Consider the following 24,598-nt stretch of genomic DNA (forward strand, 5'->3'; position numbering starts at 1 on the left):
AGTTATTGTTGCTCCTTATTTGCAGCTGAAATGAGCTCTTTTGCACCTTGATGAATCAAGCGCTCTGCCGCCTCTAACCCTACTGTCTCGGGATTTGTACCTACTACTGTTTCTTTTAATAAGACAGAGCCATCCGTTGATCCAACAAGTGCATGTAATTTAATTTTTCCATTTTCTTGAAGGGTCGCATATCCTGCAATAGGTACTTGACATCCTCCTTCAAGCTTATGAAGAAACACTCTTTCTGCCGCTACTGTTCGTTCTGTTGCTGCATCGTTCATATGTGCTAATAACTGTAATAAGTCCTTATCATCTTCACGACATTCAATAGCTAAAGCACCTTGTCCTACAGCTGGTACACATAAAGATTCGTCCAGATGTTCTGTAATTACATCATTATCCCAACCCATCCGCTTTAGTCCAGCTGTTGCTAAAATAATTGCATCATAGTTTTCTTCTTGTAATTTACGTAATCTCGTATCGATATTTCCACGAATCCATTTCACTTGTAAGTCAGGTCTAGCAGCTAATAATTGTGCGCTACGTCTTAAACTGCTCGTACCAAGAGTTGCACCCTTTGCTAACTCCTTAAACGATTTCCCATTCTTTGAAATAAATGCATCACGCGGATCTACACGCTTTGGTATACACCCAATTGTTAAACCAGCTGGGAGCACAGCAGGCATATCTTTCATACTATGTACAGCCATATCGATTTCTTTTGTAAGAAGAGCATGCTCAATCTCTTTTACAAACAACCCTTTACCGCCTACTTTAGAAAGCGTAACGTCTAAAATGACATCCCCTTTTGTAACAATTTCCTTTACTTCAAATTCATACGGTAAGCCAAGCGCTTGTAATTGATCAATAAACCAATTCGTTTGCGTTAATGCCAGCTTACTCTTTCTTGAACCTACAATAATTTTGCGCATAACTTTCTCTCCTCATTATAAATACCAAAAATGGAAGTTGGATAAACTGCTCAATAGGAAAATATTAACTAGCATAACTAGAAATGCACCAATATTCCATTGGATAATCTTTTTTCCGTGCAATGCATCTGCTCCTCGTAAATATAAACCTGCACAATACATAAATAAAACAACAAAAGACCCGATTACTTTCGTGTCATACCAATGAAAATTATCTAACTTCGTATATCCCCATATACATCCGAGTAAAATCGCCAATAAGAAAAATGGTACAGAAAACAAATTTAATCCATAAGACATTGACTCAAGTTTTGGTAAATTCCCTAATCTTCTTAATCTAGCATTCCACTTTTTCTGTTTTAAAAGCCGGTACTGAAGTAAATACATAATAGAAAAAATGAATGAAACGGTAAATGTTGCATAGGAAATAATCGCCATACCTACATGCACATAAACAAGCTCTGAGACTAATTGCTCAGCAAGTACAGGCGCCATCTTTCCAAGTGGCGTAAAAATAGACAACGCACTTACGCCAAAAGCAACAACATTTGTAAAAAAAACTAAGAAGTCAATTCGCATAAACCGATTGATTATTAATGACATTGTAATCAATAGCCATACATAAAAATAAATCCCAGATAGCAAGGTTAGAATCGGATTCGTTTCTGACTCTGTAGCTCTTAGCAACATAAAAACAGACTGCAACACCCATACAATGGAAAGTAACCAAAAAGCAAAGCGATTCGCCTTTCGGTTACTTTGAAAATAATCTATAAAATATAAACTAATGCTACAAGCATATAAAATAATTGTGATATGATAAATAATACTATTATTTAAAAAGCTCATCCGATCATCCTTTCGTATTATAAAGATGAAACGGATGGTGTCCACGCTCGTTTATGTTCCAGTTCTTCCGTATGTTCAACCTCTTCTTGTACTTCTAAATCAAAAATTTTCGCAAATAAAGCAAGCTTTTCCGTTGCTTTCTCTTCTGCAGCTAGCTCTTTTGCTACCAAGATTGGATCCTTCAGCAATTGATTAATAATACTTTTTGTATGCTTACTAATAACCTTTTTCTCCCGATCACTTAACGTTGGAATTTTTCGTTCTAAACTTCTCATCGTCTCACTTTGAATTCCTAGCGCTTTCTCTCGAAGAGCCGATATTAAAGGTACAACACCTAGCGTGTTTAACCAATTTTTAAATAAAACGATTTCTTCTTCAATCATAAATTGAATCTTTTCCGCTTCTTTTAAACGCTCAGCACGATTCGCTTCCACTACATCTTGTAAATCATCGATATCGTACAAGAAAGAACCCTCTAATTCATTGATTTCTGGATCAATATCACGAGGTACCGCAATATCAACCATAAATAATGGGCGACCACTGCGCATGCGTTCTACCTTTTTCATCATTTCTTTCGTAATGACATAATTCGAGGATCCTGTTGAACTGATCAAAATGTCCGCTTCTAACAAAGCACATTGTAGTTCACTTAACGGCTTCGCATGTCCCATATATTTTTCTGCCATTGTTTCCGCTTTTGTAAATGTACGATTCATAACAGTAACTTTTTGAACTCCACTTCCATATAAGTTTTGCAGTGCAAGCTCCCCCATTTTTCCAGCACCAAGAATTAAAACGTGACAGTCTGTTAAATCACCAAAAATTTTCTTTCCAAGTTCAACAGCAGCATAGCTAACGGACATTGCACTTTCACCAATTGTCGTTTCTGAATGTGCACGTTTTGCTAACGTAATAACCTGTTTCAACAATTCGTTAAAAATGGTTCCTGTTGTCTTTACCTCCTGGGCTGTTAAAAAGCTATTTCGAATTTGACCTAAAATCTGTGTTTCCCCAACTACCATAGAATCTAATCCGCACGTAACACGGAATAAATGCTCAATTGCACCATCTTGCTCAAAAATAGACAAGTATGGTGAAATTTCTTCTATCTCAAGCTGAAACCAATCAGCTAAAAATTTCTTAATGTAATATCGTCCCGTGTGTAATTGATCAACAACAGCATAAATCTCCGTACGATTGCACGTTGATACAATGACATTCTCTAACACGCTTTTTTGACTTTGTAATGTCGTCATTGCTCGTTTTAGTTCTGTTTCCTGAAATGTGAGTTTCTCACGAATCTCTACAGGGGCTGTTCGATAATTTACACCAACAACAAGAATATGCACGCAGCATGTCCCCCTTCACCCGTTTTATAACCTTATCTACTATCATAATACAACTTTCCTCTTATGAATCTAACAATCGTGTGAACAACGAAATTTTTTATCGTTTTTCCTCAAATTCACAAAATAGTGAGGAAATCTCCCTATAAAACGCTCTACTTTATAATCATTATAAAATAATAACTCTATTTGTACGTTACCAAAAAAATCTGTCAGAATCAAGTAGTGGAAACTATTCCATATACATTGAAGCACTATCCTTCTCTATCTTCTTTCATTATCACATAAAATATGTATGATTGTTCCATAATGTTACATAAAATAGCTTTCCTATTTCAAAATCCCCCGCATCCTTTTTAAGCTACTATAATTGTCAAAACAAAAAACGCGTGACGAATTCGTCATGCGTTTTTTGTTTTTGTAAACTTATGAATCGCTTTCCACGCTTCTTCTTTTCCAAGCCCTGTTTCAGAAGAAAATAAAACTACTTCATCACCGGCTTCTACATCAAGTGTTTCCTTTACAACTTTCAAATGCTTTTGCCATTTCCCTTTTGGAATTTTATCAGCCTTTGTTGCAATAATAATTGTTGGAATTTCATAATGCTTTAAGAAATCATACATCATTACATCATCCTTTGTTGGAGGATGGCGTAAATCAATTACTAGCACAGTCGCATCTAATTGTTCACGTGTTGTAAAGTAAGTTTCAATCATCTTACCCCAAGCTGCACGTTCTGATTTCGATACCTTCGCATAACCGTAGCCCGGAACATCCACGAAATGCATCATATCATTAATGATGAAAAAGTTTAATGTTTGCGTTTTTCCAGGTTTAGAAGAAATGCGGACTAACTTTTTACGATTTAAGATTGTATTAATAAAAGATGATTTTCCAACATTCGAACGACCTGCTAAAGCAATTTCCGGCAAGTCACCTTCTGGATATTGGTCTGGTCTAACAGCACTAATAACAATCTCTGCTTTTGTTACTTTCATTGTTTCACTCCTACTAAGGCATGCTCTAACACTTCATCTAAATGAGATACAAGCACAAACGTAAGATTTTCCTTTACGCTTTCTGGAATATCATCTAAATCTTTTTCGTTTTCTGCCGGCAAAATAATTTTTGTTAAGCCTGCGCGGTGAGCACTTAATGTTTTTTCTTTCAAGCCACCGATTGGTAATACACGGCCGCGAAGCGTAATTTCACCCGTCATCCCTACTTCTTTACTTACAGGAATACCTGTTAGGGCAGAAATAAGTGCTGTTGCCATCGTAATACCTGCTGATGGTCCATCTTTCGGAACTGCCCCTTCTGGAACGTGAATATGGATGTCATTTTTTTCATGGAAATCCGGGTCAATATGAAGTTCCTCTGCGCGAGAACGAATATAACTAAAAGCTGCTTGCGCAGATTCTTTCATCACATCTCCAAGCTTCCCTGTTAAAATTAATTTCCCTTTCCCAGGAGATACAGCCACTTCAATTGCAAGGGTATCGCCGCCAGCAGATGTATAAGCTAATCCTGTTGCCATACCAACTTGATCGATCTTTTCAGCCTGACCATATCGGAATATACGCTTTCCTAAAAGGTCCGTAATGTTCTTCTCTGTAACAACAACGCGCTTACGTTCCCCTGTAACGATAATTTTCGCTGATTTACGACAAATCTTAGCAATTTGACGTTCCAACGTACGTACACCCGCTTCACGTGTATAATAACGAATAATTTCAAGAAGAGCCTCATCACGCACCTGTAAATTTCCTTTTCGTAAACCATGCTCTTTTAATTGCTTCGATAATAAATGTTCACGTGCAATATGCACTTTTTCAATTTCTGTATAACCAGCAATTGATATGATTTCCATCCGATCAAGAAGCGGCCCAGGAATGCTAGCAAGCGTATTCGCAGTTGCCACAAACATAACCTTTGATAAATCATACGGTTCTTCAATATAATGATCGCTAAAATTATGATTTTGTTCTGGGTCTAACACTTCAAGTAACGCCGCAGATGGATCTCCACGGAAATCATTGGACATTTTATCAATCTCATCTAATAAAAAGACCGGATTGATTGTCTTTGCTTTTTTCATGCCTTGTATAATCCGCCCTGGCATAGCACCAACATATGTACGACGATGCCCTCTAATCTCAGATTCATCCCGAACACCGCCAAGGGAAACACGGACAAAATTACGATTTAGCGATTTTGCAATCGAACGTGCTAATGATGTTTTTCCGACCCCAGGAGGCCCTACTAGACATAAGATTGGTCCTTTTAGTGAATTTGTTAATTTTTGAACAGCTAAATATTCCAATACACGTTCTTTCACTTTCTCCAGCCCATAATGGTCTTTATTTAAGACCATTTCAGAATGAGCAAGATCAATCTTATCATCTGTTGCATCTGTCCATGGGAGCGCTAATAACCAGTCAATATAATTGCGAATCACACCGCTTTCCGCAGAACTTACTGGTAATTTTTCATAGCGGTCTAATTCTTTTAAGACAGCTTCCTTTGTCTCTCCTGGCATTCCTGCCTCTTCAATTTTTTTACGAAGTTCTTCAACTTCCCCGCCTTTTCCTTCTTTGTCACCAAGTTCTGTTTGAATAGCCTTCATTTGTTCCCGCAGAAAATATTCTTTTTGCGTACGTTCCATCGAACGTTTTACTTTTTGTCCGATTTTCTTTTCTAAACTTAATAGCTCTTGTTCATCTTGAATAATAGAGATTAAAGTATGTAATCTTTCGTTAACAGATACGATTTCCAAAATTTCTTGCTTTTGTTTCGTTTTAATTGGTAAATGAGAAGCGATTAAATCCGCTAATCGTCCAGGTTCTTCCACATCGGCTACCGTTGCGAATGTTTCATTTGATATCTTTTTGGAAACTTTAATATACTGTTCGAAATGCTCTAGCAATGTGCGCATAAGAGCTTTTTCTTCTAAGTCGCCTTCCTCTTCTTCTACTATCGTTTGAACAGAAACTTGTATTACGTTTTCTAATTCTGTAAATTCTACTACTTTTGCTCTATGTAAACCTTCTACCAGGACACGAAGCGTACCGTTTGGCAGCTTTAACATCTGCTTTACCTTCGCCACTGTACCTACACTATATATGTCATCTTCTTTCGGATCATCAATATTCATTTCTTTTTGCATTGCTAAAAAGATAATATTTTCATCCACTGCTGCCTGCTCTAGTGCTTGTATCGACTTATCACGTCCTACATCAAGATGCAGAACCATCGTCGGATATACGAGAACGCCTCTTAATGGTAGGAGGGGCAAGATTCTTTCGTTCGTATTCATACTAGACATAGCACCTCCATAATAAATTAAACTCCTGTTCAACTATTTTATATTACAATACACCCTGATGCAATTACAGAGATTCTGTATCATCGCAATTTCACGACTTTTTTTCCTCATAAAAGAAAAATGGACTCCGCTTAAGCATACAAACTTAAACGAAGTCTGGCAAATATTTCTCTTACCATTGTGCGCAATATGCTTCTTATTTCTACAAAAATCCCTACCGAACAACGCTCTGATTCGTATGTAATGAAACGCGTTACCGAAAGCTTCACCCTATTTACATAGATTGTACATCGCCTTCTTCTAAATCGTTACGCATATCCAGTTCACGATGTAAATTTTCCTGTACGAATGCCAATTCAAACACTTCTTTTAGCTTGCGAACAGGAATAATTTCAATTCCTTTTATCGTATACAAAAATGGCTGCATATTTTCAGCAGGAATAATCACTTTTTTTGCCCCTGCCTTTTTTGCCGCTTTCACTTTTGCATATACACCACCCACTGGTTTCACTTCTCCGTGAATACTAATCTCCCCTGTCATCGCAATTTCGTTACTTATATATACGCGATGTAAAGCGGAATACACTCCCGTAGCCATTGCAATTCCAGCTGATGGACCATCAACTGGAATCCCTCCAGGAAAGTTAATATGTATATCATATCCTTCTGGCAATAATTCTAAAGAACGAAGTACAGTTAATACATTATCAACCGATCCTTTCGCCATGCTTTTACGACGAATCGATTTCGTTTGACTCCCGATACTCTCTTCCTCTACAATACCTGTCACATTTACTGTCCCCTTATCCTGAGAAGGAATAGCTGTAACTTCAACTTCTAATAATGCTCCTGTATTAGGCCCATATACAGCCAGACCATTCACTAAGCCAATTCGCGGAATGGGGTATATTCGCCGTTCATACGTTGGAGTAAGTTGACTAGCATGAATCACCCATTCAACATCCTCATTCTTAATAAAGGAACGCTCTTCATTAATTGCCATCCCAGCAGAAATTTGCACAAGATTAATGGCTTCCCGGCCATTTCTTGCATACATTCCTATCATTTCAATTCCTTGCTCGTCAATTTCCATCTCTATTTTTTCCGCTGCATTCTTTGCCACTTTTTGAACTTCTTCCGTATCCAATTCACGGAAGAACACCTCTAAACAACGAGAACGAATCGCAGGTGGAAGTTCTTCTGGCGAGCGCGTTGTTGCTCCAACAAGACGAAAATCAGCCGGTAAACCTTTTTGAAAAATATCATGTATGTACGTTGGAATCAGCGTGTTTTCTTCACTGTAATATGCACTTTCCAAAAATACTTTTCGATCTTCTAACACCTTCAACATTTTATTCATTTGAATAGGATGAAGTTCTCCAATTTCATCAATAAATAAAATACCGCCATGTGCATCTGTGACAGCCCCTTTTTTAGGTTGCGGAATTCCTGCTTGTCCCATCGCTCCTGCCCCTTGGTAAATCGGATCATGTACTGAACCGATTAAAGGATCAGCAATGCCGCGCTCATCAAAACGTGCGGTTGTTGCATCCAGTTCAATAAATGCTGCGCTCTTACGAAATGGAGATTTTTGATTTTTCTTTGCTTCTTCTAACACAAGACGCGCCGCCGCTGTTTTCCCTACTCCAGGAGGTCCATATATAATGACATGTTGCGGGTTTGGTCCACAAAGTGCCGCCTTTAATGATCGAATCCCATCTTCTTGTCCAACGATATCTGAAAAAGATGTGGGACGTACTTTTTCCGCAAGTGGTTCTGTTAAAGAAATCTCACGCATGTTACGAAGTTGCTCTAATTCTTTTTTCGATTCTCGATCAATGGAAACTTTTTGCGTTCGCTGATTTCGGAGCAAATGCCAGAAATATAAACCGACAATAACACCAAAAACAAGTTGAACGAGTAAGAATATGTTTGTCCAGCTCATGATTCATTTCCTCCCGCTACGGTTTTACTCTTTAGTATTTCCGGAGAGGAATCGCGCTAAACATAAGAAGAAACAGCAATTACAAAAATTGCTGTTTCTTCCTTTAAACATTATGCAGATGTTTTTGTATCGAGTACAGTACCATCTTGTAACACCAATTTTGGTGGTGCATTATTTGCTACTGTCTCTCTTGTTAAAATACACTTCTCGATATCTTTACGAGATGGAAGTTCAAACATGACGTCAAGCATTAATCCTTCAATAATAGAACGAAGTCCACGAGCACCTGTTTTACGTTCAATTGCTTTTTTCGCAATCTCAATTAGTGCGCCTTCTTCAAACTCTAATTCAACGTCATCAAGCTCCAGTAATTTTTGGAACTGCTTTACAAGTGCATTTTTCGGTTTTGTTAAAATATCAACAAGAGCATCTTCATCAAGCGGCTCTAGGTTTGCAATAACTGGTAGACGACCGATAAATTCTGGAATTAAACCAAATCGTAACAGGTCTTCTGGCAATACGTGAGATAAAACATGCTTTTCATTTACTTCCGCATTTTTCTTCTCAGAACCAAATCCAATTACTTTCTCACCAAGGCGACGTTTAATAATTGGCTCAATACCGTCAAACGCACCACCGCAAATAAATAGAATATTCGTTGTATCAATTTGAATAAATTCTTGATGTGGATGTTTACGCCCCCCTTGAGGCGGAACGCTCGCTACAGTACCTTCTAAAATTTTCAGAAGTGCCTGTTGCACACCCTCACCAGATACATCACGCGTAATGGATGGATTTTCTGACTTACGTGCCACTTTATCAATCTCATCAATGTAAATAATTCCTTTTTCTGCTTTCTCAACATCATAATCAGCAGCTTGAATGAGTTTAAGCAAGATATTTTCTACATCTTCCCCTACATATCCCGCCTCTGTTAAAGATGTTGCATCCGCAATCGCAAACGGAACATTTAAAATACGCGCCAATGTTTGAGCTAATAACGTTTTACCGCTACCTGTCGGCCCAATAAGTGCGATATTACTCTTCGCCAATTCTACATCATCGATTTTACTGTTAGAATTAATGCGTTTGTAATGATTATATACCGCTACCGCTAGTGCTTTCTTCGCATTATCTTGCCCGATGACATACTCATCCAAAATTTCACGAATCTCTATTGGTTTCGGTACATCTTTGAATTCTACTTCTTCGTCTTTCGCAAGCTCCTCTTGTACAATTTCCGTACAAAGCTCAATACACTCATCACAAATATAGACACCTGGTCCTGCAACAAGCTTTCGAACTTGCGTTTGTGTTTTACCACAGAAAGAACACTTCAATTGTCCTTTCTCATCGTTAAATTTAAACATATTTTCACACCCCTTACAAAGTGCTAATATCTTGCCTTCGTATGTACACGATAAATGTATCGTATGTAAATACATATTATGTCACTACGTGGCGAGAAATACAAATAATATGATTAGTTATGTACAAATAAAAAGTTTTTAAAACTTTTGAAATATGTATATTCGACTTTTAAAGGTTCTTTTCCTTCCTCACCAAAAAGTTTTACAAATATATTCATATTTATAAAACAAGGCACGATTAAAATCGCGCCTTGTTATTTTATTATGCAGCTTTGCTATTGTCTACTAAGAAGTCTACAGCTTTACGAACTTTAAGATCTTCAGCTAGAGCTTCTGCGCTTCCAAGAGCTTGCTTAATAGCATCTACTGGCATATTGTACATTTCAGCCATTTTTTCAATTTCTGCATTTACTTCTTCTTCAGCAACTTCGATGTTTTCAGCTTTAATGATTGCTTCAAGAACAAGGTTGATTCTTACACGTTTTTGCGCATCTTCTTTCATTTGTTCTTTTAGCTTGTCAGCATCAGTACCTGTGAATTGGTAGTAAAGCTCAAGGTTCATACCTTGTTGGCTTAAACGTTGTTCAAATTCACGAACCATACGATCTAATTCTGTTTCGATCATAGCTTCTGGAATGTCGATTTCAGCGTTAGCAGCAGCTTTTTCTACCACTTCGTCACGCACTTTGTGTTCAGCTTCATGCTTTTTGCCTTCTTCTAAGTCTGTGCGAAGTTTTGCTTTTAACTCATCAAGAGTTGCAACTTCTTCATTCACATCTTTAGCGAACTCGTCGTTTAACTCAGGAAGTTCTTTTGCTTTGATTTCATGAACTGTTACTTTGAATGTTGCTGGTTTTCCAGCAAGTTCTTCTGCATGGTACTCTTCTGGGAATGTTACTTCAACATCTTTAGACTCACCTGCTTTAAGACCAATTAATTGCTCTTCAAAGCCTGGGATGAATGTACCAGAACCGATTGCTAGAGAGTAGTTTTCACCTTTTCCACCTTCGAATGCTTCGCCATTCACGAAACCTTCAAAGTCGATTACAGCTGTATCACCGTTTTCAACAGTTCCATCTTCTTTCACAACTAGTTCAGCTTGACGCTCTTGTAAAGCTTTTAATTCGTTCTCTACATCTTCGTCAGTTACAGTTGTGTCGATTTTTTCTACTGCTAAACCTTTATACTCGCCTAGTTTCACTTCAGGTTTTACAGTAACTTTCGCAGTGAAAACAAGGTTTTCATTTTTTTCGAACTTCTCGATGTCAATCTCAGGATGAGCAACTGGGAAGATACCAGTTTCATCGATTGCTTCACTGTATGCTTTTGGTAAGATGATGTCTAATGCATCTTGGTATAAAGATTCTACACCAAAGCGTTGTTCGAATAACGGACGAGGCATTTTACCTTTACGGAAACCTGGTACGTTAATTGTTTTTACTACTTTTTTGAACGCAGCGTCAAGAGATTTGTTAACTTCTTTAGCATCAACTTCGATTGTTAATACGCCAACGTTACCTTCTAATTTTTCCCATTTTGCAGCCATTTATTCTTTCCCTCCAACTATAATAATGTATGCACATACCTCTATAGATTAAAATTCCATTATTCCTTTCTTTAGAAACAACGAGAGCGCTACACCCAATGAGTGCAGGCATTTTTATCTTCTAGCAAAAGCTTTCAGATACATCGCTCTAATCTATTCGTTGTTTACAAAAAACAACTAAGGTATATTTTGTTCGAGAATAATATGAGACATATTAAGTAAGAGAAGTATCCTTCTCTCCTCTTACAAACAGGCAGACTTCAGCCTTTTGCAACCCTTACATTATAACATAGAATATTCTCGTTTCAATAACTGAACAATTCTTTTTCATAATTATACAGGGAAATATCCTTCCTTCTCAACACGTAAAAACCATTGATAGGCAATATGAAATTCCTCTAAATGAATATGATACACTTTCATGAGTTCCTCTTCATCGACGATTAACCCGAAACGTTTTCTTCCTATTCTCTCTAAAACAGCTGCCCAAACTTTTGGGTTATTCATTAATAGAGGGAAAGGAAAAATGCTCGTTTGCATCTCTCTCCAATATGTAATAATTGTCTTAAATATATCAGGGTAATCATTTTCTAATCGATTCGATAATATATGTATAATCTTTTCAGATTGCTCTTCATCATGACCTACCTGTGCCGGAATAACTGTAATTGTTTCACCGAATTTCTCTACTTCTACCTCTTTTTCCATTTTATTTTCTACCATCTTATATAAAATAGAAGTTTTCAAATAAGGGTGCTGCTTGTCATCCAAAAGAAACTTCTGTAAAGCAGGTAGCGCCTTATCAAGATCCTTTAATAAAAGACCATTAATCGCTCGCAACTGCTGCCCGAAGTTACCTGAAAATAGTTCATTTGCAAATTCGTTCAATTCAAAATTAGAATCTATCGGAGGCAGTTCTTCCCCACCAAGCATACCTTGTGCAAATAAAGCAAGCTGCGCTAATTTCTCTTTTTGTTCCGGGAGCAGTTCTTTCGTCTGCAGCACTTCTTCAACCGTTTGAATGACACCTTCATAATCATTTGTTTGCACTAAAATCGTTACATATGTTTCAAGGATATCCCCAAACAAAACTGTTCCTGTTTCCAGCAACTTCTCACATTGTTTTTTAGATTCTTCGATTCGTTTTAATTCTAGTAAACAAATTACCGAGGCCAATTCTGTTTGTTCTGTTTCTGCATTATACTGACGTAATATTTCAAAACAACGCAACGCCTCTTCAAATTCCCTTTCTTTTAGCGCCAAAAAACCTTGATCAATATAGCGCTCTGACAACTGCGGAAACAATACGACCGTATTTTCTTTTTTATCCATACGTTCGCCTCTTTTTTTTTTAGATTTTTAGTCTCTTCAAAGTAAATATATCAAATGAAGAATCAGAACACAACATTCGAAACCTCTTTGTTCGAAATATAAAAATATTCTTTTTTTACATTTAAATCTACTAAATAAACAAAAGAAATACTGATTTTTCATGCGGTAAACATCCTCAACAACTACCGCAGAAGATTTTAAATTACTGGAAAGCACGAGTAATTGTAGGATAGATAAAAAGAAGAATGACCTGAAGAGCAATAACTGCCATCACAATTATGCTAAAAAAGAAGATCGGTTTACTTTGCTTCACTAAAAACATAATAATCAGCATAATGAAAGCAAGCAAACATAGAAAAAATAAACTTGTGGTCGAACTTAATATACCAACTGGAACAAATAACAATAATATAACACTACCAATACCTATCATTCCAAATAACCATTCCATTCATCTACCCATTCCCTTCCCCTTCTCATATAAACATATTTCTTCTACGCTACTAAATGTTTCACAACCTCAATGACACTCATTAACTTTTCATACGCAACAAAGCCAAATGCCACTGTTAAAGTTGTTACGATTAATCCTTTCATGTTTTTTCCTCCTCGATTCATCTTTGTTACCTTTATTATAAAAAGACTGACAATTTGTTACCATCGAACTTCCTTACACTTACCTTACAGAAGTGTAAGATTTCATCATGTAACCGATAGAAATGATAAAAAAGGGAAACTGCTACCCTTCATTTGTTTACAAGCATTTTATGTATACTTACTTTGTTATGCGATTCATCACGTATGATAACACTTCATCATACACTTGTTTTTCCTCTCGTATCATTATATCTTCAGGAAATGACGCATTTTTCGTACATAGTGTCACCTTATACTGTAGGTCGAGTTCATACGACTTCAGCATCCAATCTTTTGATTCTGTTTCCTCAGCAATAATACTCGCCCGTTCAAAATCAATTGTAAAAGAGTTTAAAGGAATAGACAGTCCCTTTCCAATAGCCTTTATATAACTTTCTTTTGCTGTCCAATATTCAAAAAAACACTCTAATTGTTTCTGTTCATTTTGTAACATCAAATTTTCGTATTCCTTTTTCGAGAAAACATGTTTTGCTATATCAAGATCAATCCGCTCAACTTTTTCAATATCCACTCCGATAGACATACCATCAAATGCACATACCACCCATTCACCAGCATGGGAAATATTAAAATGGAAAAAATCTAGGCCTTGTAAAAACGGTTTTCCATAGGCATTATTTAAAAATATAATCTCATCATTATTCATTTCTACTTGTTTCAGAACTTCTAATCTAATAATTAACTCCGCTACAAGAGATCTGCGAACATCTTTCATATTTCTATATTGTTTCAATTTACTGCGCTTTTGTTGACTTACAAAAGACAAAATAATCTCTAAATCTATCATAGGAACATCTTCAGTTAATTGAACGGCTATTAATTTAGAAAGTTTCAACAGTAACTCCTCCCTACTATCGGATCCACTCTTTTATTTGTTCAACACAAACAGCATTCTGATAAGGCTTCATAAGAGGGAAACTATGATAAGAAGTATTTTGATTTCCTATATATCGCAATGAATTATGAAGCGTCCCCCCTGGACCTAAGTCAAGAAATACGGCATCAGAACATATTTTCTGCAGCGTACATATCGCTTTACAAAAATAGATTGGCTTTCTCGTAACCTCCCATAAGTAATCAGATGATATTTCTTTCTTCATTTGTCCATCTACCGAAGAAACTAACGGAATATTCACTTTATTATATTTTATTTTGCTCAAGAATTTCTTATATTCATTTGCTATTACCTCCATGGAAGTCGAATGAAATGCATGAGAAATAGGTAACTTATAATAGTTTATATTATGTAATCTTAAAAATTGTTCTATCTCTTTCATATTCTGTTTCACTACAGATATGACAAAATGATGATTCGATTGTATTCCTGCCAAATCACTTCGGCAATATAAATAATCTGTCTCGTAAAACAAACTCACATCTTCTTGAATCAACAACATATTTCCTGGTTCACAATCTCTTTCTACCAGTTGCGCCTGTTTTAACACACATGCTAGCGCTGATTCTGGTGTCATTACTTGAGATACAGCCAATGCAGTAAATTCACCTAAACTCGTTCCCACTACATAATCAGGCTTAATACCACTTTCGATTAAAAAGCGAGCTAACGCATATTCCACTATGAATATAGACGGATGCGTCAGCATTGTTTCTGTAAACGAATGTGCTACTTGCTTTGTACCATATAATTCTTCTACAGCTGATTTCCCAATCCAATCTTGTACAATTCGATCGAAGTCCATGACGATTTCTTGAAAGCGATTAAAACGAAAAAATAATTCCTTTCCCATTTGATAGTATTGAGAGCCTTGTCCTGAAAATAGAAAAACAACCTTTTTTTTTATCTTCTCATCTAAATTATAAATCATATTATCGTTTCCTTTCTCCTTACCGCTCTATGAAATAAAACTGCTATCATTCCAGGTGACTTTGTATTCTAGAATATAAATAATGAATAGCAACATAGGTACTATTCTATATACGCTATGTCGCTATCCAATCACAATATTTGATCCTTATTGAATTATGTTTCCAAATAACATGACTAAGTCATGATTGAGCTGTTTCATATTTTTACTTTTTTCAGAATCCTGTACAGTTTCATCTAGATGAAGTGGAACTAATTTATGCACATCTCTTTCAACTAGATTACTCTTTTGGTGTAACTCCGTATTAGAAAGTGCTTCTTTATATATGTTTTCATCTTCGAACGTAACTTTGTACATTTTATTTTCGAATGGATATGTTGGTAACGGTATTCGGTTCTCATTTCCTTCAAAAAATGCAACTGAATTATAGTTCACACCTAACGTATAAAGTTTAGCCATACACAAAAGAAGCTCATGTACCGAATCAGAAACTTTGCCTATATCCATTGATATTAATCTTCCTTGCAAATCACTCTTACTTATTCCGCATTGAATCACAACATCATTCTTATCTACATATTCGGCAACATCCTTTGTCGTTATCGTATACTGCATATCTGTCATACATAAAGATTTTAAAATATCCGTATGCTCTTTATGGATAATTCCCATCGGAGTTATAATCGTATATTTATATTCTGTATCGTTTCTATTTTGCAAAATTTCACTTGTTAGATTTTTATTCCCTTTAATAAATTGGATTGCCGCTTCTACCGTAATGATTCCTGTGCACGCAGCCCCAACAAGAATCCCAATTCCTTCACACACGAAACTTTTAGGCTGTATTCCAGAATGCAACAACAATTTTCCAATCGCATATTGACACGAAAAACTTTGTATTTGTCGATAAGAAGTACTATTTTCATTCTCTTCCGTTTCAAACACATCTAAACACTTTTTATACGCTGCGTGAAAAATAGAAAATGTATCATTCAATTGCTTTATATGTGCTTTATCCAAGCATAATGTACCATCAAATAGAAAATGAGTTGTCATTCGTTTATTTGGATTTGAACGACCTTTTATCACTTCAGAGCGTTCTCTTCCCATTTCAATCGCTTCTAAAACGGAATAAAGATGTTCCTTCGATTTAATCACCGTTGCTACTTTGCACGATAACTCTTTTTGCGAACTATTCATAGAATAACAAACTTCGGGAACACAAAGATCTGGATTCTGCTTCATATGTTCTTTTAAACGCATTGCCACGTTTTGGATTACCTTCTCTGTTCTTCCAGTAAGCAGCAATAAAGAAGGCCTTTTCATTTCAGGTACAGAATGATTCACTTTTCTTTGCAAAATTGGTGCCTCTTCAAGGATAACGTGAGCATTTGTCCCACCAAACCCAAAAGCATTTACACCCGCTCGTAGCGGATGATTTTGTTTCTCGTCACCCCAAATTTGAGGTTGTTTCGCTACTACATAAAACGGTGAATGTTGAAAATCTAAATTTGGATTTGGCGTATCATAATTGACTGTATGCGGAATCACTTTATGTTTCATCGCAAGCGCTACTTTAACAAGGCTAACAATCCCTGCTGCTGAAAGCATATGACCGATAGATGATTTGACAGATCCAATCCCACAAAAACCTTCTTTATCTGTAAAAGTACGAAAAGCGCGAGTCATCCCCTCTACTTCAATTGGATCTCCTAATGGTGTTGCCGTTCCATGCGTCTCAATATACGAGACTGTTTCTGGATGAACATTCGCATTCAAATATGCGCTTCGAATCACTTCTGCCTGTCCTTGAGGTCTCGGTGCTGTAATGCCTTGAGAACGTCCATCGTTATTAATAGCCGATCCTTTAATAACAGCAAATATATGATCCCCATCTTCCATTGCCTGCTCTAATGATTTCAGAAGAACTGCCCCTGCTCCTTCCGATAAAACCATACCATTTGCCCTTGCATCAAAAGGATAACAGTTTCCATTGGATGATAAGGCTGTCACTCTACTCAAACTAACAAATGGCGTAGGTGATAAGTTTAAATTCACACCTCCTGCTATCGCCATATTCGTTTCACCTTGTCGTATACTTTGACATGCATGATGAAGAGCAACAAGAGAAGACGAACAAGCGGTATTTACAATCATGCTTGGTCCCGTTAAATTTAAACAATGGCTAACCCTTGCAGCGACCTCATTCAATCCATTTCCTGCAATTGCATCTGCCACTAGTTGTCCAGGCTCTAATATACGTACCATCTGTTTAAGAAGATTTTGGCGATCTGACAGAGGAAGATGTGCAAAAGTGTTCTCTTTCTCTAATACATCTTTCATCATCATGTAATAACGATATCCAATAAAGTGCTCCATATACGTATTCTGTTCGCATCCGACAAACACACCGATCTGATTTGTTCGATGCTTTCCACCATAACCCGCTTGTTGCAAAGCTTCCCAAGCAACTTGCATAAAGATTCTTTGTTGTGGGTCAGTTGCTTCCGCTTCTTTCGGGGACATGCCGAAGAATAACGGATCAAAGTCATATGGTCTCTCAATAAACCCACCGTGTTTAGAGTAAGTTTTATGCAATATCCCTTGATCTGAACTATAATGATATTCTTTTCTCCAACGATCCTCTGGAACCTCTTGAATCATACATTCCCCTTCTCGTAATATCTTCCAGTATTCTTCTAAATTATTTGCCCCAGGTATTCGAACACTCATACCAATAATTGCGATATCTTTTACCGATTCTTCATCTTTACCTATCTTTTCTTTCTGCCTCACTTCTACCTTTTCTTGACGATTTACTGCATACGTTTTTTCAATATATTCAGCTAGTGCTTCTGGGGTTTGATATTCAAATAATAAAGTAGGATATAATTCTGTATTTAATTGTTTTCCAATTTCCGCAATCACTTTCGTAGCTTTTAATGAATCAATCGATAACTCCAAGAAATTCTTTGTAACTTCAAGACTTTCAGCATCACAATTTATTTCTGCCGCAATTACTTGATACACAATTTCTTTTATTTCTTTTGCAGTTTTATAGCGAACAGGATGTGCAGGCTCATTGGAAGGAGATAATACGACCACCTTTTCTGCTACATTGTTTGCTACACAATCTTCCTGCCGATCGAGAATATGAACAACACTTTTCCCCTCATATTGCAGCACTTCAAAAAATGCTTGCGTTCCGCCTTCTGATGAAAGCGGATTTAGTTTTTGCGCTTTTACTGCAAGAGCAGATAAATCCCCAAACATTTCTGACAACCCTTTATCAGCCCATAAAGAATAATTTATAGATAACGAACGACCAGGTGCACCAGTATTCTTTCTATACTGACTATAACCATTTAAAAAAGCATTCGCTGCTGCATAGTCCCCCAAATTTGCCGCCCATATCTTTTTAGATGCTGAAATAGAAGATAGTGTTACAAAAAATTTCAATGGTTCTTGTCTTGTTACCATATCGGCTATGATTGTGCCCTGTACCTTTGAAGACATCACTTGCTGGATGTCGTTTAAATCTTTACTTAAAAGTTTACCTGCAGAATGATGAATAGTTCCCGCAGCATGTACAACACCATGTATAGAACCATACAGTTGCTTAACAGCTTGTATCATTTCTTTCATTTTTTGTTCATTTGTAACATCTACTGCAAAGTATTCAACTTTCGCTCCTTGATTTTCTAAATCTTGTATTACATTTATTTTACTTACTACTTTCGAACTCAAATTTCCCTTCTTCCACTCTTCTCTAGAAGGCAGTTGCTCTCTTCCTGTTAAAACCAAATTCACTTTTGCTTTTTTAAAAAAAGCGCGTGCAATCTCTCCACCAATATGCCCCGTTCCTCCAGTAATGACATATGTTTCATTATCTTGTATTGTAATTTCCTGTTTCTTACTAGGCACAATTCTTTCTAGTTTTCGAACAAAGCGTTTACCACCTCGAATCGCAACAATCGCTTCTTCCTGTCTACCCATACTTAATTCGCGTACAATGAGTTCTGCTAATTCTGCAAATTTATTCTCATATGCCCTGTTGTCTACATCCAATATACAACTGCTAAATTCACTATTTTCTTGATCAATTACCTGCCCAATTACCGCAGATATAGATTGCTGCGGTTTTTGAATTTCCTCATCCTGTAACACGGCAAAGGCTCTATCTGTAACAACTATAAATTCTACATTCTTATATGCTTTTATCTTTAAAGCTTTTGCCATCAATATAATGCTATAAGATGTTTGAAATAACGCACTTTCATCTTGAAGAAATAATGTTGGAGTTACACTTTCTTTTGTACCATTCCATAAATGAATAATAGAGATACTATCCCCTTGTATATGCTGTAACATCATCATATAATCTTCGATGCTTTCAGGACGAATTGTAAAACGTGTATCTCCATCATAGTGAAATTCATTACCAGGAATGACCACATAAACCGAAGTATTAATCTGCTCCAAAATACCACATACTTCTTTTCCTACCTGTTGTTCATCGTCGAAAACAAGAATAGAGCCTCGTTTGTCATTTTCTATATAAAGAGGTGTTTCCATCTCCCATTTCCATTCATAAAGCCAGTCCATAAAACGAAGTTCTTCTCCAAAATCCGGTTTAAAAATCTTGTGTTCAAATGGATAAGAGGGCAATATAACCCGTTCATTCCCATAATCCTTCATAAATGTTTTCCAGTCTATATTTACACCTAGCGTGTACAATTTACTCACTGCATTGACATATACATCCCAATTTTCTTTTTTTCGTTCAATCATCGAAATAAGACATTTGTCTTTATAAGAAATAAGGCCGTTTGCCATACTGGTCAATACTTTATCAGGACCTGCTTCCACAAAAATATTAATTCCTTTATCAAGGACATATTTCATACTTTGCTCAAATTTCACAGTTCCAAGAATATGCTCTAGCCAATATTCCGGATGAATTGGTTGGCTTATATACTCCGCTGTAACATTAGAAACAATAGGAATTTTCGGTTTATTAAATGTAATTGCACTTAATTCCTTTTTAAATGGCGCTAGCATCGGTTCCATGAGCGGTGTATGAAATGCCTGTGAAACTTTTAATTTTTTAAATACAATCCCTTTCTTCTCAAGCAAACTTAAAAACTTCTCCATCGCTTCCGCTTGTCCTGAAATGACTTGATGCGTAATATTATAGCCAGCAAACCATAAAGAATCTTTAAATGGTTCTAGCAACGGTTCAATTGTAGCGATTGAACTAAATATAGCTGTCATTGCGCCAGTTGTTTGAATTTCATTCATCAACTCCCCTCTAATCGCTACAAGCCTTGCTGCATCTTGCAACGTAATCATTTCTGATAAACAAGCAGCCACCCACTCACCTACACTATGACCTAACATACACGCAGGCTTCACACCTAAATCTAAAAGTAATTTTCCAAGAGCATAATCGATTGTAAATACAACTGGTTGCGTAATATGAGTTTGAGCAAGTAGAGACTCATTTGCTTCTACATATAATAAGTCCACAATACTTTGATTTAAAATAGGATAAAATGCTTCCGAACAATCATCTACATATTTTTTAAACCGTGGAACAAGTTTATATAACTGTCTCGCCATTCCTGCATACTGTGAACCTTGACCAGTAAACATGAGCGCAACTTTAGGAGATGCTTGCACCATCGTATTGTCTAATGAACTATTTTTCAATTTCTCTATTAAATCATCTATTGAACTTGCGATTACAGAATAACGATGCTTCAAAGGTGTCCTTGTTACATTTTCTGTATAACATACGTCCCCTAAAGAATATTCGTAAGAGTCTTCTAAACACGCAATAAGGTTTGTCACTTTTTGTTGTAATGCAGATTCACTATGAGCAGATAAACATAATACATGTTTTGGAAGCTCTATCGCTTGATTTACTTTCACTTCTTTTGTTTCTGATGCTTCCTCTACAATTAAATGACAATTTGTTCCACCAAATCCAAACGAGTTAATTGCAGCTCTTCTCGGAACCCCTTTTTCCTTACTCCATTCTTTCGGCTCATCTAATAAATAAAATGGCGTTTGTTCTAATTTAATCATCGGATTTGGAGTAAAGATATTTATATTCGGTGGCATTTTGCGATGCAGTAGTGACATAATCACTTTTATGAAACTTCCAATTCCTGCTGCTCCTAGCAAATGTCCGATATTTGCTTTTACAGAGCCGATTGCAATGGATTGTTGGCCTACATTCCATTTACGAAATGCAGTATCAATCGCACGCACTTCACTCGGATCACCAACCCGTGTCCCTGTACCATGTGCCTCAACATATTGAATTGTTTGAGGACTGATTTCATTTTCCACATACAACGACTCAATAACTTCTCTTTGTCCATCTGGATTTGGCGCCATAACTCCAATAGAACGACCATCGTTATTAATCGTACTCGCTTTTATAGTCGCTAATACTTTATCTCCATCTGCCTTTGCTTTCTTTAAAGTCTTTAACATAACAAGACCCGCTCCCTCACCAGGAACAAATCCGTCCGCTTGTTCATCAAACACCATGGAACGCCCGCTGGAAGATAATGCTCCTGCATGGCTAAAAAATATATATGGAGCTGGCGTTAACAATAAATTAATACCACCAGCAATCGCAACTTCACATTCCCCTCTTTTTAACGACTCATATGCCATATGAAGAGTGACTAATGATGAAGAACACGCTGTATCAACAACCATACTTGGACCTTTAAAGTTAAATTCTTGCGATGTACGTGCTGCAATCATATTTAAAATGTTATCTACTAAAATATTAGGATGCGCTGCCATGATTCCAAATTTCTTTTTCCACTCATTCATAATAGCTTCTTGTTGCACTTTCGGAAGAGCCTTAAAACTATCGAACGTTTGTAAGTTTTGACGATTTAACGTACTTAAATGGTATTCATAGTAAGAATTCATACCTGCTCCAATAAAAAGCCCCACTTTTTCTCCATCAACCATCTGCGTCGTATAACCAGCTCTTTCTATCAATTCATATGTGAGTTCAAGAATCATACGTTGCTGCGGGTCCATAATAGCTGCCTCTTCTTCTGATATGTTAAATAAACTCGCATCAAATGCATACGGATTTTGAATAAAGGCCCCTTTACGGCAATACGTCTTTCCAAATTGAGGAATTTGATTATAATAATCCTTTACGCTCCATCGATCAGATGGTATTTCTTTAATGCTGCATTTCCCCTGAACAAGGTTTTCCCAAAAAGCTTCTGGAGTTGAAGCATCCGGAAAACGACACGATAGAGCAATAACAGCAATATCACCTTCATATTCTTCTGACATTTTCCGAGAAGAAACCTTTACCTTTCCACCCTCAATCCCTTCATTCCCTTGTACAACTTTCACAATATACTCATCCATTTCATTCACTGTACGACAATTGATTAAAATATCATGGCTGAGAGTTAATGATAATTCATCTTCAAGATAGCCTAGTATTTGAATAGCTTTAATAGATGTACCACCTAATGATAAGAATGATTCATTATACGGCGTATGCTCCAAAGGAATCTCTAAAACTTCCGACCATATTTCTCGAATTTTCTCTGCATACTTACCAAACTCCATAGTCTTTTGTTTCTCTTTCTTTTCTTGTTTTTCTACTATATTTTCATCTTGTACTCCGACACTTAAATCCGTTCTACTAAGCACTTTCCCTTCGTATTTATTGTTTTTAAATGCGTCAATTAATACGAAACGTTGTACTTTACCGCTGGTCGTTTTCGGTATAGACGGCGTTAAAACTACGTAGTCAATCGGGATTCCAATCAGTTCATTCACACGACTAACAATTTTAGAATATATTTTGTTCGTGTCTTTTTGTTTAATAGGAAGACTCGAAAAAAGAGCCACTTTATCTTTCTCTTCTTTTTCATCGTGCCAGCCGCAAATTGCAATGCGACCAGGTTTAACTCCTTCTATCTTTTCAATTATTCCCTCTATATCATGAGCGTAAAAATTTTGACCATTCACAAAAATAATATCTTTAATTCGTCCTACTATTGTAAGTCTATCATTCAGTAGAAAACCCGTGTCCCCCGTCTTTAACCATCCATCCTGGATTGATTCTTTTGTAACACGATCATTATATATATACCCATCTGTTACATTTTCACCATATATTTGCACTTCGCCCACTATTCCTTCTGGGACAACATTTCCAACTTCATCCACAATCCGAATTTTCATTCCTGCTACAGGAGAACCTTCTTCAACTAACAACATCGCTTGCCGATCTGTTTCTAGACATTTCTCTACCCTCGATTCTGAAACTAGCGTTTTACGGTTTATACAATTCACGAAAGGTTCATCATTCCACTTTGGAAAACTGACAGCTAAACAAGCTTCCGCCATCCCATAAACTGGAAACATCGCTTCTTTTCTTAAATGACATTGTTTCAATTTACTCATAAATTCACGCATTAACGAAACGGAAATAGGCTCTGCTCCATTAAAAATTAATCGCAAAGATCGTAAATCCCACTTCTTAAACTGCTCTTCCTTTGCTCTACTTAACAGTAAACGATATCCAAAATTAGGAGAACCAGTGAGTGTAATACGATGTTTTGTTATATAATCCAGCCATAAATTTGGTCTTTTGACGAATTTCATCGGACTCATATTAAACTGATGAATCCCTTTTGCTGTTGGTACTAAATGAAAACCAATTAACCCCATATCATGATGATAAGGCATCCAACTAAACGATTTATCTTCATGATTGAGATGAATTCCTGCTATCATTGCCTCTATATTTGTTAATAAATTTCGATGCGTTAAAATAACACCTTTCGGTACACTCGTACTTCCCGAGCTAAATTGAATAAAGGCAGGTGTATCAGAAGGTGCAAGATTGATTTCTCCTCCTTCATTCGCACTATACAATGTTGATATCGAAAGAAATTCCATTCCTTTTACCGCTAGAAGCGATTCAATCTTTTCATGATGATTCACGACATGATCATCCGATAAAATAACCGGTTTCTCTAATAAATTCCATACAACAAATAATTTATCCAAAATCGAATTTTTCATCTTCAGCGAAGTCGGATAAACAAGTGGTACAGGTATAATCCCTCCGAGTATACATGCCCAAAATGATATAATAAAATCACGACTATCTTCCAATACCAGCATGACATGTTGTCCTTGCTGAATCCCTTTTTTCTGCAATCCACCAAGGCATCGTACCGCACGATTTAAGAGAGATTCATAGGATAAAAAATCCTCAACTCCATCGTTTTGAATAAAGGTAATTCCACTATCTTTTCTTTCATCTGCTGCTTCCATTAACAATCGCCCAATATTTTCTTTTTTATATAATTCCCCTTCGATATTTTTTCCAATTGCTATAGATAACTTACAATTCTTCTCCCTTTTAACTCGCTTCATTATGATTCGCTCCTTCTGAT

Annotated in this window: 13 protein-coding genes; all 13 read right to left on the minus strand. The window is 36.6% G+C overall.

Going from position 1 to position 24,598, the window contains the following annotated elements:
- Positions 1-2: 2 nt before the first annotated feature.
- Positions 3-932 (minus strand): hydroxymethylbilane synthase, encoded by a 930-nt coding sequence (gene hemC / locus MR056_RS07675; RefSeq protein WP_012095639.1) that lies wholly within the window; start codon positions 930-932, stop codon positions 3-5.
- A gap of 15 nt (positions 933-947) precedes the next feature.
- Positions 948-1,781, minus strand: coding sequence for a cytochrome c biogenesis protein (locus MR056_RS07680; protein WP_012095640.1), 834 nt, complete (start codon positions 1,779-1,781; stop codon positions 948-950).
- A 17-nt stretch (positions 1,782-1,798) separates the two neighbouring features.
- Complete coding sequence (gene hemA / locus MR056_RS07685; RefSeq protein WP_048724145.1) at positions 1,799-3,133, minus strand: glutamyl-tRNA reductase; 1,335 nt, start codon at positions 3,131-3,133, stop codon at positions 1,799-1,801.
- A 398-nt stretch (positions 3,134-3,531) separates the two neighbouring features.
- The gene (gene yihA / locus MR056_RS07690) at positions 3,532-4,128 is read right to left on the minus strand and encodes a ribosome biogenesis GTP-binding protein YihA/YsxC (protein ID WP_048724143.1); all 597 of its coding nucleotides are present in this window, start codon (positions 4,126-4,128) and stop codon (positions 3,532-3,534) included.
- Positions 4,125-6,455, minus strand: a complete 2,331-nt coding sequence (lon, locus tag MR056_RS07695; RefSeq protein ID WP_041810052.1) for an endopeptidase La — start codon at positions 6,453-6,455, stop codon at positions 4,125-4,127. Before lon ends, yihA begins: the two co-directional genes overlap by 4 nt.
- Positions 6,456-6,729: 274 nt before the next feature.
- Positions 6,730-8,400: an ATP-dependent protease LonB gene (gene lonB, locus MR056_RS07700; RefSeq protein ID WP_048724141.1), complete on the minus strand. Its 1,671-nt coding sequence runs from the start codon at positions 8,398-8,400 to the stop codon at positions 6,730-6,732.
- Between the two features lie 110 nt (positions 8,401-8,510).
- Positions 8,511-9,770, minus strand: coding sequence for an ATP-dependent protease ATP-binding subunit ClpX (clpX, locus tag MR056_RS07705; RefSeq protein ID WP_012095645.1), 1,260 nt, complete (start codon positions 9,768-9,770; stop codon positions 8,511-8,513).
- A 262-nt stretch (positions 9,771-10,032) separates the two neighbouring features.
- On the minus strand, positions 10,033-11,316 hold the full coding sequence (gene tig / locus MR056_RS07710) for a trigger factor (protein WP_012095646.1): 1,284 nt from the start codon (positions 11,314-11,316) through the stop codon (positions 10,033-10,035).
- A gap of 333 nt (positions 11,317-11,649) precedes the next feature.
- Positions 11,650-12,648: a hypothetical protein gene (locus MR056_RS07715; protein ID WP_087099251.1), complete on the minus strand. Its 999-nt coding sequence runs from the start codon at positions 12,646-12,648 to the stop codon at positions 11,650-11,652.
- Positions 12,649-12,850: 202 nt separating this feature from the next.
- Positions 12,851-13,099 (minus strand): hypothetical protein, encoded by a 249-nt coding sequence (locus MR056_RS07720; RefSeq protein ID WP_012095648.1) that lies wholly within the window; start codon positions 13,097-13,099, stop codon positions 12,851-12,853.
- 324 nt (positions 13,100-13,423) lie between these two features.
- A complete protein-coding gene (locus MR056_RS07725; RefSeq protein ID WP_087099253.1) occupies positions 13,424-14,140 on the minus strand; it encodes a 4'-phosphopantetheinyl transferase family protein in 717 nt (238 codons plus the stop codon).
- Positions 14,141-14,156: 16 nt separating this feature from the next.
- Positions 14,157-15,131, minus strand: coding sequence for an acyltransferase domain-containing protein (locus MR056_RS07730; RefSeq protein WP_087095386.1), 975 nt, complete (start codon positions 15,129-15,131; stop codon positions 14,157-14,159).
- A 147-nt stretch (positions 15,132-15,278) separates the two neighbouring features.
- Positions 15,279-24,578, minus strand: coding sequence for a type I polyketide synthase (locus tag MR056_RS07735; protein ID WP_087099255.1), 9,300 nt, complete (start codon positions 24,576-24,578; stop codon positions 15,279-15,281).
- Positions 24,579-24,598 lie beyond the last annotated feature (20 nt).

Source organism: Bacillus cereus group sp. BfR-BA-01360, from assembly GCF_022663595.1.
GTDB classification, from domain to species: domain Bacteria; phylum Bacillota; class Bacilli; order Bacillales; family Bacillaceae_G; genus Bacillus_A; species Bacillus_A cytotoxicus.

Coding starts and splice junctions, on each gene's coding strand:
- hemC (WP_012095639.1), bottom strand. CDS start 932: ATGCGCAAAATTATTGTAGGTTCAAGAAAGAGTAAGCTGGCATTAACG.
- MR056_RS07680 (WP_012095640.1), bottom strand. CDS start 1,781: ATGAGCTTTTTAAATAATAGTATTATTTATCATATCACAATTATTTTA.
- yihA (WP_048724143.1), bottom strand. CDS start 4,128: ATGAAAGTAACAAAAGCAGAGATTGTTATTAGTGCTGTTAGACCAGAC.
- lon (WP_041810052.1), bottom strand. CDS start 6,455: ATGTCTAGTATGAATACGAACGAAAGAATCTTGCCCCTCCTACCATTA.
- lonB (WP_048724141.1), bottom strand. CDS start 8,400: ATGAGCTGGACAAACATATTCTTACTCGTTCAACTTGTTTTTGGTGTT.
- clpX (WP_012095645.1), bottom strand. CDS start 9,770: ATGTTTAAATTTAACGATGAGAAAGGACAATTGAAGTGTTCTTTCTGT.
- tig (WP_012095646.1), bottom strand. CDS start 11,316: ATGGCTGCAAAATGGGAAAAATTAGAAGGTAACGTTGGCGTATTAACA.
- MR056_RS07715 (WP_087099251.1), bottom strand. CDS start 12,648: ATGGATAAAAAAGAAAATACGGTCGTATTGTTTCCGCAGTTGTCAGAG.
- MR056_RS07720 (WP_012095648.1), bottom strand. CDS start 13,099: ATGGAATGGTTATTTGGAATGATAGGTATTGGTAGTGTTATATTATTG.
- MR056_RS07730 (WP_087095386.1), bottom strand. CDS start 15,131: ATGATTTATAATTTAGATGAGAAGATAAAAAAAAAGGTTGTTTTTCTA.
- MR056_RS07735 (WP_087099255.1), bottom strand. CDS start 24,578: ATGAAGCGAGTTAAAAGGGAGAAGAATTGTAAGTTATCTATAGCAATT.